The sequence below is a fragment of the Pseudomonas sp. AC532 genome, from assembly GCF_979258965.1.
Window position 1 is genome coordinate 4,351,294 of record NZ_OZ409888.1, and the last position, 14,390, is coordinate 4,365,683.

The window sequence follows — 14,390 nt, forward strand, 5'->3', positions numbered from 1 at the left end:
TGAAATACAGCTATACCCTTATAGCGGATATTGCTGAAAATTCTTTTGTCATATAATTGGCGAGAATTAAAAAGGTGATTATTGATCGCCAGACTATTGACTCGTTGCGCTGTCCATAAACAATCGCATGGAAGTGATGTCGTTTTGCTACTTTCGGATATTCGGCGCTACTGTGAATCGCTGCAGACCAAGATGCAATGATAGGCTGTCGGCTGGTTCCGCAGCGACTTGATACCGACCGACGACGCGTCGTCTTTCATAGGGAATTTTTTGACCATGCGTTTTTTTGCAGCACTGCCTCTTGCCCTCGCGATTTCCTTTTCGGCGCATGGCCAAACGCTCACCGAGGCCATGCAGAATGCACTCAACGTGCACCCCGAAATCCAGTCCGGCATCAACGCACGCCTGGCGGTCGAAGAGGACATGAAAGCGGCCAAGGGTGGTTACCTGCCGCGGGTCGAAATCCAGGCCGGCTACGGCCGCGAAGGCACCGACAACAACAGTACGCGTGGTGTCGATGACCGCGGCTACCGCACGCTCAATCGTTCGGAATCGAGCCTGACCGTACAGCAGATGCTCTTTGATGGTTTTGCCACGCGGGGCGAAGTGGCTCGTCAGCGCGCTACCGTCAATGCCCGGGCCTATGCCTTGATGGCCAATTCCGAGCGCACGGCGCTGGAGGTGGCCCAAGTCTATCTCGAGGTGCTGCAGCGCCAGAATTTACTGCGTCTGGCTGAAGACAACCTGCGTAGCCATGAACGCATCTACGATCAGATTTCCCTGCGTAGCGAGCGCGGAGTAGGGCGCATGGCGGACCTCGACCAGGCCGAGGCGCGTCTCGCTCAGGCGCGTAACAACCTGCTCACCGAGCAGACCAACCTGGCCGATGCGCAGGTCACCTTTCTCAGTGTGGTGGGGCGTGAAGCCAGTGACTTGAGCATGCCCGACAGCATGGGCGTGCATCTGCCGGAAAACCTGACCGCTGCGCGTGACGAGCTGATGGCCAACAACCCGAATATCAGCTCTGCGGAAGCCGATGTGAAGGCCGCCGAGGCGCAGTACCAGGCAGCCAGGTCTTCTTTCTATCCTCGCTTCGACGCGGAGGTGTCGACGGGCGCCAACCACAATATTGATGGTGTCGAGGGGCAGAGCAACGAATGGCAGGCCATGCTCCGCATGCGCTACAACCTATACGCTGGCGGTAGCGACAGCGCCAACGTGCGCTCCAGGGCTTACCTGAGCAGCCAGGCAATGGATATCCGCAATAACGCACTGCGCGTGCTCAACGAAGAAGTGGGCCTGGCCTGGAACGCGCTGCAGAATGCGCGTGCGCAACTGCCCATCGCCCAGCAGTACGTCGATCACAGTTCACGCGTGCGTGACTCCTATCAGAAGCAGTTCGGTCTGGGCGAGCGTACGCTGCTCGATCTCCTGGACAGCGAAAACGAGTACTTCACCGCCGCTCGTCGCCTGGAAGAAGTACGCTTCACCGAGCTGTTCACGCACTACCGTATCAAGGCAACGACCGGCACGCTGCTCAAGAGCCAGGGCATCGCGGCGCCCGTCGCATCGGTGCCGCTGGATGTCATCAAGGCTGATGTGCAACTGCCCAAGTTGAACTAGAGTCAGGTTTTTTAGGTAAAGAGTAATAGCGCAGTGGCAGTAGAACCTGATCCGTCCCAGCCGCGTAACGATCCCCGTGATCGCTACGACGATCCTCTGCTGGATAGTCTGCTGTCGTTGTGCAGTCTTCATCAGAAATCCGTCAGCAGGGCAATGCTCACCGCAGGCTTGCCCCTGCCGAAGCAACGCCTGAACGCCGACTTGCTGCCACGTGCCGCGGCCCGCGCCGGGCTGCAAGGCCGCTGGCTGCGGCGTAGCCTGGAGAAAATCCCTGAGTTGGCCATGCCCGCGCTGCTCCTGCTGCGCGATGGGCGCAGCGCCCTGCTGCTTGGCTGGGAGGCCGAGGGGCAGGCGCGGATCATGCCCAGCGAGACCGAAGGCGGTGAAGTGCGGGTCAGTGTCGAGAAGCTGGCCGAGGATTACAGTGGGCGAGTGTTCTTCGCCCAGCCCCAGCACAAGTTCGATTTTACTCGTGGCGAGCTGGTGCCGCAGGCCAGTTCCTGGTTTCGCGATACCCTCAAGCGCTCTCGCTGGCTGTACGTGGATGCGGTGGCTGCCAGCCTGTTGATCAACCTGATCGGCCTGGTAACGCCTCTGTTCGTGATGAACGTCTATGACCGCGTTGTGCCCAACCAGGCCGAGGCGACGCTGTGGGTGCTGGCGATCGGCATTTGCGGCGTGTTCATTTTCGATCTGCTGCTCAAGACCTTGCGCGGGATGTGTCTCGATCTGGCGGGCAAGAAAACCGACATGATCATCTCCTCCACGCTGTTCGAGCGCATCATCGGCATGGCCATGAAGCATCGTCCGGCGCGGGTCGGCAGTTTTGCGCAGAACATTCACGAGTTTCAGAGCCTCAGGGACTTCCTTGCCTCGCTGACGCTGGCGAGTGTGATCGACCTGCCATTCACCATTCTCATTCTTGCCGTCATCGCCTACCTGGGTGGACACCTGGTGTGGATTCCGATTATCGCATTCCCGCTGGTTGCCCTGATTGGCTGGGCTCTGCAACGGCCGTTGGCGCAGACCATGGAACGCAGCATGGCGCTGGCTGCCGAGCGGCAGTCCGGGCTGATCGAGAGCCTGGCTGGCCTCGATGCGGTAAAGGTCAACAACGCCGAGAGTGAGCGCCAGTACCTGTGGGAGCAGACTATCGGCACACTTGGCCGCTTCGAGTTGAAGGCGCGCATGCTGTCGAGCCTGGCCATGAACACGACACTGCTGCTGCAGCAACTGGCGGGCGTGGTGATCATCGTGCTCGGTGTCTACCAGATCATCGCGGGAAACCTGAGCATGGGCGGTCTGATCGCCTGCTATATGCTCAGCTCGCGTGCTCTGGGCCCATTGGCGCAGATATCCGGGTTGCTGATCCGCTACCAGCAGGCACGCGTCACGCTTGATTCCGTCAACCAGATGATGGAGCTGCCCCAAGAGCGACAGGCAGACGAGCGGCCCCTCAAGCGCCAGACGCTGCAGGGCGGCATCGAGTTTCGCCAGCTGGAATTTCATTATCCCGATCAACAGCAGGCGGCGTTGCAGAACATCAACCTGATGATCCGGCCGGGCGAGAAGGTCGGCATCATCGGGCGCAGTGGCTCCGGCAAGAGCTCCCTGGCCAAACTTATCGTGGGCCTTTATCAGGCCGATGCCGGCAGCCTGTTGGTCGATGGCATCGACGTGCGTCAGCTGGACGTCAGCGACGTGCGTTACAACATTGGCTACGTGCCGCAGGATATCCAGCTGTTTTCCGGCACGCTGCGCGACAACCTGGTATCCGGTGCCCGCTACGTCGAGGACGAACTGGTGCTGCAGGCCGCCGAACTGGCCGGTGTCCATGAGTTCGCCAGGCTGCACCCCAATGGCTACGAATTGCAGGTAGGCGAGCGCGGCCAGAACCTTTCTGGCGGCCAGCGACAGAACGTCGCGCTGGCACGCGCCCTGCTGCTCGACCCGCCGATTCTGTTGCTCGACGAGCCCACCAGCGCGATGGACAACACCGGCGAGGAGCGCCTCAAGCAACGTCTGGCGGCTATCAGCAAGAACAAGACGCTGCTGTTGGTCACTCACCGAGCCTCGATGCTGACTCTGGTCGACCGTCTGGTCATCGTTGACCGGGGGCGCATCATCGCCGATGGTCCGAAGGAGAGCGTCATGGAGGCGTTGAAGAAGGGGCAGATCAGTGTCAGTTAAACGCGCCTTCACACGCTTCTTTCGCGGCGCCGCTTCCTATTTCGGTCCTCGTGACGAGGTGGGTGACGAGCCGCTGCCCGAAGTGCGCAAGGCGCTCATCGAGGATGCGCCTCGTGTCATGCGCTTGACCCTGTGGGGCGTGATCGCGTTCGTGGTGTTTTGCCTGTTGTGGGCCAATTACGCCGAGGTCGATGAAGTCACCCGTGGCGATGGCAAGGCCATCCCTTCATCTCGCGTGCAGAAAATCCAGAACCTCGAAGGCGGTATCGTTTCCGAGCTGTTCGTGCGCGAGGGCCAGGTGGTCGAGGCCGGTGCGCCTTTGCTGCGCCTGGATGACACCCGCTTCGCCTCGAACGTTGGCGAAACCGAGGCTGATCGCTTGTCGCTGGCCATGCGCGTGGAGCGCCTGAGTGCCGAGGTCGAGGGGCGCGAGTTGATGATTCCTGAAGATATCGCTGCAAAGGCCCCGGGGCTGGCGCAAAGTGAACGACAGCTGTTTCTCAGTCGTCAACAGCAGTTGCAGGACGAGGTGGCCGGCCTGCAGGAGCAGTTGACCCAGCGCCGCCAGGAAGTCCGCGAGTTCGTCTCCAAGCAGGGCCAGTTCCGTAACAGCCTGGAACTGCTGCGCCAGGAAATTCGCATGTCCGAGCCACTGGTTGCCGAGGGTGCGGTTTCACCGGTCGAAGTGCTGCGCCTCAAGCGTGCCGAGGTAGAGAGCCGCGGGCAGTTGGAGGCCACCGGCCTGGCCATTCCACGCGCCGAGGCGGCAATCAAGGAAGTGGAGCGCAAGATCGACGAGACCCGTGGGCGTTTCCGCAGCGAGGCGTTGACGCAACTGAACGAGGTGCGCACCGACCTTAGCAAGATCGAGTCGACTGGCCGCGCGCTCGAGGACAGGGTCAACCGCACCCTGGTCACTTCGCCCGTGCGCGGTATCGTCAAGCAACTGCTGGTCAATACCATCGGCGGCGTGATTCAGCCCGGCAGCGATATGATCGAGATCGTGCCGATCGATGACACCCTGCTGGTCGAGGCGCGCATCCGTCCGCAGGACATCGCCTTCCTGCACCCTGGTCAGGAAGCGGTGGTGAAGTTCACCGCCTACGACTACACCATCTATGGCGGCCTGAAGGCCACGCTCGAACAGATTGGTGCCGACACCGTGACCGACGAGGAAGGCAACAGCTTCTACCTGATCAAGCTGCGCACCGAGAAGAGTCATCTGGGCACCGAAGAGCGCCCGCTGCTCATCATCCCCGGCATGGTCACGTCGGTGGACATCATCACCGGCAAGAAAAGCGTCCTCAGCTATCTGCTCAAGCCCATCACCCGTGCCCGTGCGGAGGCGCTGCGCGAGCGCTGACGGGCGGTCTGCCTAGCCGAGCGCTGCCAGCGGATGTTCGCCGTCCGGCTTGGCGAAGTGGGCCTCGATGATCTGTGCAGGCACTGCGGCCACGTCCGGCCAATGCCAGCGCGGGGCATGGTCCTTGTCGATCAGGCGGGCACGCACGCCTTCGGCGAACTCCGGATGGCGACAGCAGGTGATGCTCATGCCGTATTCCATCCGGAACACCTCGGCGAGAGACAGGTGGCGCGCCCGCCGGATCTGCTCCCAGACCAGATGCCCGGTCAGTGGGCAGCCTCCGAGCATGGTCTTTGCCGCTTTCGCCAGCAGCCCATCGGGGTCATGTTCCAGGCTGGCCAGCGCATTCCAGCTCAACGGCAGGTTGGCCTGATCGAGCAGCGCATCGATGCGCTCCCGGCGCGGCAACCACTGGGCCGCCGGCAATTCGCTGCGTGCCTGTTGCTCCAGGGCCTTGAGCAGGCTGTGCAGTTGCAACTGCGCCTGTTCACGCCAGTTCATTTGCACCAGCCCGTCGAGCAACGCGTCCTGCTGGCTGTCGAGCATGAACCGGTCGGCCAGATCCAGGTCCAGTGCATCGCGTGCGTTCATGGCGCTGGCGGTCAGGCCGAAGAACAGCCCGAGTTTGCCTGGTAGGCGGGACAGAAAATGGCTGGCACCTACATCCGGGAACAAGCCGATGCTGACCTCGGGCATGGCCAGGCGGCTGCTGGGGGTGACGATGCGGATGCCGGCACCCTGCAGCAGGCCCATGCCACCGCCCAGCACGTGGCCGTGCGCCCAGCAGATCAGCGGTTTTGCGTAGGTATGCAGGGTGTGGTCGAGGCGGTACTCGTCGGCAAAAAAACGCTGCGCCAGGTCTGGCGTTTCGCCTGGGGCCGCCAGGCAGCGCTTGGCCAATTGCACCACGTCGCCGCCAGCACAGAACGCCTTGCTGCCATTGCCGCGCAGTACGACGCAGGCGACGCGGGGCTCGTTTGCCCAGGCTTGCAGGCGGTCGGACAGCGCATCGATCATGGGCAACGACAGGGCGTTGAGACTGGCCGGGGCATCCAGGTTGGCGATGCCGATCAGATACCCGTGCAGGCTCGGGCGTTCTTCGAAGGTGACATTCATGCCGGTTTCCAGAGGCGTTAGCCGGTTGGTTACGTGTTGCGCCATTGTGCTGGACGCTTTTCCAGGAACGCGTTGACCCCCTCGCGGGTATCGGCAGCATCGAACAGGTCGACGAAGCGTTCGCGCTCGGCCGGTAACCAGGTGTTCGGGGCACGCTCCCGGGCCCCCTGGATCAGCGGCTTGATGGCCCGTACTGCCACCGGGCTCTGGCTGGCCACCTTGGAGGCCAGGAGCAGCGCGTGGCCGCGTGCCTCGCCTTCGTCTACCACCTGTTCGATCAGGCCGATGCGCTGGGCTGTCTCGGCGTCGACCCGCTCGCCGCAGAGGATCATCCGCTTGGCCCAGCCTTCACCCACCAGCCAGGGTAGGTTCTGCGTGCCGCCAGCGCAGGGAAGCAAGCCGACGCTGGCTTCCGGCAGTGCCATCAAGGCCTGGCGTTCGGCGATTCGAATGTCGCACGCCAGGGCACATTCCAGGCCGCCGCCCATGGCATAGCCATTGATCGCGGCAATCGATACGCCTCGGAAGTCGCGCAGGCGCTCGAAGGCGTCACCGAAGCGACTGGCCAGTTCGCGCGCGCGCGCCTTGTCGCCGTCGGCGAACAGCTTCAGGTCGGCGCCTGCAGAAAAGAACTTGCCGCCCTGGCCGGTGATCACCAGGGCATAGATATCGTCGTCCCGGTTCAGGTGGTCGATCAGATGCCTGAGGCCGATCAGCGATTCGCGGTCCCAGGTATTGGCCGGAGGGTTGTTGATGGTCAACAAGGCCGTGTGGCCATGCTTTTCCACGGTGAGCTTGTGGGTGAGGTCGAAGATACCGGGTTTGTAGGGTTCGATTGCCGTACTCATGGGGTGTCCTCTTTCGGTGCGGTCCACTTACTGTAGCGCCAAAGGTTGCCCCGCGTTACGCCGCTCGGTCTGCCAGGTGGCGAGGTCGGGCAGTGCAGTGGCACCGTCCAGGCGCTCGACGATCTCGAAGTAATCCTGCTTGAGCGGGTCTTTGAGCACCTCGGCACGGGACTTCACCTTCACCGCGTAAACCGTCTGGATGTTCTGGTGGTCGAAACTGCGCCACTGCTGGCGGTCCTTGAGCAGGGTATAGCTGTGGCCTTCCAGAACCTTGATCAACGCTTCGCTGTCCAGGCTACCGGCGCGTTTGGCCGCATCGGCCCATTGCCGCACGATGCTGTAGGCGGAGGCGGCCGAGCTGGACGGGTACATGGCGTAGCGTTCACTGAAAGCCTTGACGAACGCCTTGCCGGGGGCCGAGTTTTCCAGCTCCGGTACCCGCCACGTCCATGGCTCCGTGCCCACCACGCCTTCCATCAGACCGGGTCCGGCCTGTTCGACAATACTCTGGGTCAGGTTCGGTGCGACGATCTGCATGCGTGAGGTGAGGCCCAGGTCCTTGGCGATACGCATGGCCCTGACCAGGTCTTCGCCAAAGAGCACCAGGGCCAGCACGTCGGCGTTGCTGGCGGCTGCCTGGGTCAATACGGTCTGGTAGTCGGCCAGGTTGGCGCCGGGGAAGGGCACCTTGAGGCCCGGGTGCAGCGCCGGGTCCTGGGTATTGGTGGTCTGGCGCAGCGAGCTCTCGGTGGTGTTGCCCCAGGTGTAGTCGGCGGTGATGTAGAAGTAGCGTTTGTCGGGCAACTGCTTGTTCAGGTACTGGCCAAGCACCTGTGCACTCATCCAGGCGTTGTTGCATTCGCGGAACATGTAGCGGTGGCCGTCTTTGCCGGTGGTGTCATTGGAATAGGTCAGGGTGCCGAAATACAGCAACCCCTGTTGCGCGGCACGCTTGCCGGCGGCAATGGCCACTGCACTGGAGGCGCCGCCGAACAGCATTGCGGCGCCTTCCTTGGCGAGTTTGTCGACGTTGCGCTCGGCCTTGTCCGGCCGGGAGGCGTCGTCCAGGCTCGATAGCCGAAGGCTTCTGCCGAGTACGCCACCCTGGGCATTCAACTCATCGATGGCGAGCAAGGCGCCGCGCATCTGCGCCAGGCCTTCCTCCTTATAGCTGCCGCTGCGTGGGTAGCTGAGGCCGAGGGTGATCGGGTCGGCAGCCTGGGCCACGCTGTTTATTCCCACGCACAGGGCAAGACAGGCGAGCAATCGTCTCATGATGCAGTCCTTGTTTTTATTAGGGTGCTGGCCGCTCCGTTGTACGCTTTTCCGGGCACCCTGTGTGATTCGCTTTTGGTCTAAGAACGCTTGCCGATCAAGCTTTTTATCCTCGCGGCTGCATGGTGTTTCCTTGACTTGATCCCTGTGCTTCTCTAGCGTGCCGGTTTCAAAATGACACGGGAGCAGGCATGTCCGCCGCAGACAAGGTCAAGCTGGAGGCCGGCTGGAAACAAGCGCTTCACGAGGAGTTCGACAAGCCTTACATGACTGAGCTGGGCGATTTCCTGCGCCAGGAAAAGGCTGCCGGCAAAGAGATCTATCCACCCGGCCCGCTGATTTTCAATGCCTTGAATTCAACGCCGCTGGATCAGGTCAAGGTCGTGATCATCGGCCAGGACCCTTATCATGGCCCAGGCCAGGCCCACGGGCTGTGCTTCTCGGTGCAACCGGGCGTAGCTACCCCGCCCTCACTGGTGAATATCTATAAAGAGCTCAAACGCGACCTGAATATCGATATTCCCAACCACGGTTATCTGCAGTCCTGGGCCGAACAGGGCGTGCTGCTGCTCAACACGTCCTTGACGGTGGAGCGCGGCAATGCCGGCTCGCATGCCGCGAAGGGCTGGCAGCCGTTTACCGACCGGATCATTTCGGTGGTCAGCGAGCAGCGCTCGCATCTGGTATTTCTGCTCTGGGGCGCACATGCACAGAGCAAGGAGCGGCTGATCGATACCAGCAAGCACCTGGCGTTGCGTTCGCCACATCCGTCGCCGCTGTCGGCACACCGGGGCTTCCTGGGGAACGGTCATTTCAGCCGCACCAACAAGTTTCTCGAGCAGCACGGTCTGTCGCCCATCGACTGGCGACTGCCGCCCGTTGAGGCTTGATCAACCGGTACAGATCTGCCCAGCCAGGTCGGCTCTCATGGCCGCGAAACGCTGGTTGATCCTGCTGCGCTGGCTGTCATCGGCTGCCACCAGCAGGTCGCTGAGCAAGGCGGCCATGGCTTGCCGGGATTGCTCATAGGCCCGTGTGGCCTCCGGGTCATGAGCGCCGCGGCGATTTTCCAGCACCTTCGCCATACGCTCACTGAAGCCCGCTTCACCGCGGGCATCGAGCACCGCTCGAAATTCGCCCTGCCAGCGCGAGCGATTTTCCAGCCACTGGCGATTTTGCTCGCGACGTTCACTGGCCCATTCACTGATACGCGCGCGCTGCACGTCATTCAGGGTTCCGAACCACGGGCTCAGGCGTTTTTCCAGGCGCTCGGCGCGTTCTCTGATCTGGGTGTGCAGGGGCGGTTGCAGGAATTGCTCGCGGTCTTCCTCGTTGTCCTTGTCCATGCGCGCGTAAAGGCGCTCGACCTGCCGGGTGCTCAGGCCGGCCAGCAACGAAACGGCGGTCGGAGTGGCCTGCTCGACGAGGGTATTGAATGCCTGCTCGACCTCCAGCATCTGCGCCTCAAGTTGGTCGGCTGGCGGCTGGGGAGCCTGCAGCAGGCTCTCGGTGTGCTCCAGCCATGCCACATAACGCGGTAATTCGGCGCTGCAGTGCCACGCCAGGTGAGCTTGCACGCGAGGTTTCAGCCAGGTTTTCTGCTGCGCATCGAGATCCAGGTACTGGTTCACGCGCCAGGGAATCAACCAGTCGAGGTTGCGGTAGGCCAGGCTGGTCTGGCTGCAGGCACTCAGCAGCAGGCCCAATGACAGCAGCACGCACAGGCTTTTCAGGTAACCGAACATGAACCAAGGCCTCATCGCAAACACTCCGGGGAACGAGGGTACGACAGCGATGTGGACAACGGGGGGCCTGACATATCCGCTTAAAAAAGCCCGGCGATGCCGGGCGTGGTATCAGCGCAGCGGCGACAGCCGCATCCACAGGCGATACAGGGGTTCGGCCAGAAACATCACCATGAACAGACGCAGGGCCTGCAAGGCGGTGACCAGCGCCACCGACAGATGCAGCGCCTCGGCGGTCAGGCACAACTCGGTGATGCCGCCGGGCATCATGCCCAGCATCAATGACAGCGACTCGATGCCGGCCAGCCAGCCGAATGCGCTACCGAGTACCGCCGTACCCACCATGGCCAGCAGGGTAAACACCAGCACGCGGGTCAGGAACGCGGGTGCACTGCGAAAGAAGGCGCGGTCGAAGTGACACCCAAGGGCGCAGCCGATCAGCCATTGGCCAATCTGGCCGAGCCACGGCGGCGTGCCGATGTGCAGGTCGAAAGCGACGCTGGCCGCCGCGCACAGTGTCAGCGGGCCGAGCATCCACGGGTTGGGCTGGCCCAGGCGTCGCCAGAGCACCGCCAGCAGCGCGCCCGCAGGCAGCAGAACCGCCAGCCAGAAAGCGTCCACCGTGACCGGCGGTGGCGGCGGCAGGGCCGGCAGCCCCCAGGTGAATACGGCGGGAATCAACAGGATCACCAGCAGCAGGCGCAGGCTGTGGGCCGCGGCGATGCGTGCAGGCTGGGCGCCATGGCGCAGTGACAGGTTGACCATCTCGCTGGCGCCGCCAGGCATGCTGGCGAAGAACGCGGTGGCACGGTCGACGCCCGAACGGCGTAACCCGGTGATGCCAATGAGGCTGAGTGCCAGTGTCGCGACAACACCGGCGGCGATGATCGCCAGGTTGGCCAGGACCTGCTCCAGTACTTCCCCGGTGAAATGCAGGCCGATGCCGGCCGCGACCAGCCATTGGCCGACTTGTCGGCCACCGGGCATTTCCCGGCTGAGGACTCCGCAGCAGCGCAGCGTGATCACCGCCAGCAGCGAACCGATGACCCAAGGCAAAGGCCAGCCGATGAGGCTGGCCAGGTAACCACCAAGTGCGCCAACCAGTGGCGTGAGCCACCAGTTGCGCGGGTGCTTCGGGTTGTCGCGGGCGGCACCGCTATCAGGCATTGGCGGCTTCGGCCTTGCGCAGGTTGCGCTTGCGCCAGGTGCGGTAGATCGGCAGCCCGATCATCAGCACGATCAATGCCCATACGCCCCAGGTGATCGGGCTGGAGAACAGAATGCCCAGCTCGCCGTTGGAGATCGACAGGGCGCGGCGCAGGTTCTGTTCCATCAGCCCGCCCAGAATGAAGCCGAGCAGGATCGCCGATAGCGGGAAGTCCATCTTGCGCAAGATGTAGCCGGCGATACCGATACCGATCATCAGGAACAGATCGAACGCGGTGGCATGGACGGCATAGACCCCGATCGAGGTGATGATGGCGATCGCCGGAACCAGCGCCCAGTAAGGCACGGCAAGAATCTTGGTAAAAATCTTGATCATCGGCACATTGATGATGATCAGCATGATGTTGGCGACGAACAGCGAGGCGATCAGGCCCCAGACGATATCCGGCTGGTCGCGAAACAGCAGCGGACCCGGGGTGATGTTGTACAGCGTCAATGCGCCGAGCATTACCGCTGTGGTACCAGAACCCGGTACGCCAAGCGTCAGCATAGGCACCATGGAGCCACAGGCCGCTGCACTGTTGGCGGTTTCGGGCGCCGCGAGGCCACGCAGGTCACCATCCCCGAACTTGTTGTCCTTGACCGCCAGTCGTTTCTCGGTCATGTAGGCCACGGCGCTGGCCAGGGTCGCACCGGCACCGGGTAAAACACCCAGGAAGAAGCCCATGACGCCACTGCGCAGGTTGGTGGCCAGTACCGATATGCCTTCCTTGAGGTTGAACAGCATACGGCCGCTGGTATCGAGGGCCTTTTGGCCGTGGTGCGTACGCTCCAGCAGGACCAGAATTTCACTCACCGAGAACAGGCCCAACACCAGCACCACGAACTGGATGCCGTCGGCCAGGCCCAGGCTGCCGAACGTGAAGCGATACACGCCGCTGTTGGAGTCGATGCCGACGCACGACAGGAACAGGCCGATACAGGCGGCGATCGCGGTCTTCATCGGTTTATTGCCAGCCATGCCCGCGAGGCAGACGATGGCGAACACCATCAGCACGAAATACTCGGCCGGCCCAAAGGCCACGGCCCATCTGGCCAACAGCGGGGCGAAGATCACCACGCCGCAGGTGGCCATCAGGCCGCCGACGAAGGAGCTCCAGGCGGAAATCGACAGGGCTACGCCAGCCTTGCCTTGACGCGCCAGCGGGTAGCCGTCGAGAGTGGTCATCACGGCCGAGGCTTCGCCGGGAATATTCAGCAGGATCGATGAAATACGGCCGCCGTATTCGCAGCCCAGGTAGACGGCTGCGAGCAGGATCAGCGCGGTTTCCGGCGGCAGGCCAAGGGCGAAGGCGATGGGAATCAGGAGCGCCACGCCGTTGATCGGGCCAAGGCCCGGCAGCAGGCCGACGACGGTGCCGATCAACGTGCCGCACAGCGCGGTGAACAGGTTGTAGGGGCTCAGGGCGACGCCGAAGCCCTGGCCGAGGTAGCTAAAAGTATCCACGGATCAGATCTCCAGGCTGGAAAGGATGCCGAGCGGCAGCGGGACATCGAGGATCTTGTCGAACAGCAGGAACAGGCCGATCGCCAGAACCACTCCGGAGATCACGCTGGTGACCCAGGTGCCTTCATAGAGGCGGGCCATGGCGATGCCGAAGATCAGGCTGGCAGGAATAAAGCCCAGGGGTTCGAACAGTGCGGCATAGAGAGTGAAAATCACCACGCAACCGGCAACCTTGCTGATCACGTGCCTGTCCAGCGGTGGCTCGTCGTCCTCGTGAGAGGCAGTGCTCGCCGGCTTGATCAGCAAATAGATGGCGCCCAGGCCCATGAGGGTCAGCAGCAGCATCGGGTAGGCGCGAGGACCCACCGGCTCGTAGGAAAAGGGCGCATGGTAGCCCCAGGCAACGACGCCCAGGCCGGCACACACCAGCAGCAGCACCGCGCCGAAAATACGTTGTGACATGAGGAAATCCCCGTTTTGACCATGGCAAAAGCATCCCCTGAGCAAGGCCCAGAGGATGATCGTAAGTCGTATGTGGCTGGAGCGGCTGTTACTGCTGGATCAGGCCGAATTCCTGAGCCAATTCCTTGTACTGGGCAACCTGCTTCTTCACGTAGGCGTCCAGTTCATCGCCGGTCATGGCGAATGGATACAGCTGGCGATCTTCACGCAGCTTTGCGAATTCTTCGGACGCCAGCAGTTGGTCGAAGGAATTCTTCCACCAGGTGTAGGCTTCATCACTGACCTTCGGGCCCAGATAGAAACCGCGGATTACCGGCCAGACCACATCAAAGCCCTGCTCCTTGGCGGTCGGGATGCTGGCTACCACATCACCCGGTAGGCGCTCTTCGGAAAACACCGCGAGGATGCGCATGTCACCGCTTTCGATGTGCGGCACGGAGTCGGCGATGTCGGTACTGGCCACCTGAATGTGGCCACCAAGCAGTGCGGTGGCCAGTTCGCCGCCGCCTTCCATTGCCACGTAGCGCAGTTCGCGCGGGTCGATACCCGCAGCGCGAGCAATCAGCGCGGTTTGCATCCAGTCCTGGCTACCCACGGTGCCGCCGGAGCCGATTACCACTTTGCCCGGGTTTTCCTTGAGTGCCTTGACCAGGTCATCGAGGTTCTTGTACGGCGAATCCTTGCGTACCGCCAGGGCCCCGTAGCTGGTGCCGACACCCGCCAGCCATTTCACGGCGTTCTCGTCGAAACGACCGAACTTGCCCTGCGCCAGGTTGAGCAGCGAGCCGCTTGAGAAGGCTGTGATGGTGCCTGCGTCGGCAGGGCGCTGCGCCACCACCGCGTTGTAGGCGACCGCGCCAACGCCGCCAGGCATGTAGGTCACGCGCATGGGCGATTTCAGCAGCTTGCTTTCCACCAGCGCGCTCTGTGCCAGCTTGCAGGTCAGGTCGAAGCCGCCGCCTGGGGCCGCCGGGGCGATGCACTCGGGGCGGCGCGGCTCGTCGGCCAACAGAGGGGCGGCGAATGCCATACAGGCAGCCGTCAGGGCGATATGGGTAAAGGCTCTTTTCATGGACGGGTCCTCTTTGATTGTT

Annotated in this window: 12 protein-coding genes; 4 read left to right on the plus strand and 8 right to left on the minus strand. The window is 62.5% G+C overall.

All coding sequences use genetic code 11. The annotated features are described in order from the left end of the window. The first annotated feature begins 270 nt into the window (after positions 1–270). The 3 genes from ACZ0AV_RS20175 to ACZ0AV_RS20185 are packed head-to-tail and all read left to right on the plus strand — an operon-like array spanning position 271 to position 5,176. Positions 271–1,623 carry a TolC family outer membrane protein gene (locus tag ACZ0AV_RS20175; protein WP_499152669.1) on the plus strand — a complete coding sequence of 451 codons (1,353 nt, stop codon included), beginning with the start codon at positions 271–273 and terminating at the stop codon, positions 1,621–1,623. A gap of 33 nt (positions 1,624–1,656) precedes the next feature. Then, a complete protein-coding gene (locus ACZ0AV_RS20180; RefSeq protein ID WP_499152670.1) occupies positions 1,657–3,813 on the plus strand; it encodes a type I secretion system permease/ATPase in 2,157 nt (718 codons plus the stop codon). Then, on the plus strand, positions 3,803–5,176 hold the full coding sequence (locus ACZ0AV_RS20185) for an HlyD family type I secretion periplasmic adaptor subunit (RefSeq protein WP_499152671.1): 1,374 nt from the start codon (positions 3,803–3,805) through the stop codon (positions 5,174–5,176). Before ACZ0AV_RS20180 ends, ACZ0AV_RS20185 begins: the two co-directional genes overlap by 11 nt. Before the next feature lie 12 nt (positions 5,177–5,188). On the opposite strand, the gene dspII is transcribed toward ACZ0AV_RS20185, so the two are convergent. The 3 genes from dspII to ACZ0AV_RS20200 are packed head-to-tail and all read right to left on the minus strand — an operon-like array spanning position 5,189 to position 8,415. Beyond that, positions 5,189–6,292, minus strand: coding sequence for an enoyl-CoA hydratase/isomerase DspII (dspII, locus tag ACZ0AV_RS20190; protein ID WP_499152672.1), 1,104 nt, complete (start codon positions 6,290–6,292; stop codon positions 5,189–5,191). A gap of 29 nt (positions 6,293–6,321) precedes the next feature. Next, a complete protein-coding gene (locus tag ACZ0AV_RS20195) occupies positions 6,322–7,140 on the minus strand; it encodes an enoyl-CoA hydratase (RefSeq protein WP_499152673.1) in 819 nt (272 codons plus the stop codon). 27 nt (positions 7,141–7,167) lie between these two features. After that, entirely contained in the window at positions 7,168–8,415 is a 1,248-nt protein-coding gene (locus tag ACZ0AV_RS20200) for an ABC transporter substrate-binding protein (RefSeq protein ID WP_499152674.1), read from the minus strand. A 191-nt stretch (positions 8,416–8,606) separates the two neighbouring features. Between ACZ0AV_RS20200 and ung the strand changes: the two genes are divergently transcribed. Further along, positions 8,607–9,305 carry a uracil-DNA glycosylase gene (ung, locus tag ACZ0AV_RS20205; protein WP_499152675.1) on the plus strand — a complete coding sequence of 233 codons (699 nt, stop codon included), beginning with the start codon at positions 8,607–8,609 and terminating at the stop codon, positions 9,303–9,305. On the opposite strand, the gene ACZ0AV_RS20210 is transcribed toward ung, so the two are convergent. The 5 genes from ACZ0AV_RS20210 to ACZ0AV_RS20230 form a co-directional block, all read right to left on the minus strand. Then, positions 9,306–10,175 (minus strand): DUF6279 family lipoprotein, encoded by an 870-nt coding sequence (locus ACZ0AV_RS20210; RefSeq protein WP_499152676.1) that lies wholly within the window; start codon positions 10,173–10,175, stop codon positions 9,306–9,308. Between the two features lie 96 nt (positions 10,176–10,271). Next, entirely contained in the window at positions 10,272–11,327 is a 1,056-nt protein-coding gene (locus ACZ0AV_RS20215; RefSeq protein WP_499152677.1) for an AbrB family transcriptional regulator, read from the minus strand. Continuing rightward, on the minus strand, positions 11,320–12,834 hold the full coding sequence (locus tag ACZ0AV_RS20220; protein WP_499152678.1) for a tripartite tricarboxylate transporter permease: 1,515 nt from the start codon (positions 12,832–12,834) through the stop codon (positions 11,320–11,322). The genes ACZ0AV_RS20215 and ACZ0AV_RS20220 overlap by 8 nt, the downstream gene beginning before the upstream one ends. A 3-nt stretch (positions 12,835–12,837) precedes the next feature. After that, complete coding sequence (locus ACZ0AV_RS20225; protein ID WP_499152679.1) at positions 12,838–13,296, minus strand: tripartite tricarboxylate transporter TctB family protein; 459 nt, start codon at positions 13,294–13,296, stop codon at positions 12,838–12,840. Positions 13,297–13,384: 88 nt separating this feature from the next. Continuing rightward, positions 13,385–14,368, minus strand: coding sequence for a Bug family tripartite tricarboxylate transporter substrate binding protein (locus tag ACZ0AV_RS20230; protein ID WP_499152680.1), 984 nt, complete (start codon positions 14,366–14,368; stop codon positions 13,385–13,387). Between the last annotated feature and the right edge of the window lie 22 nt (positions 14,369–14,390).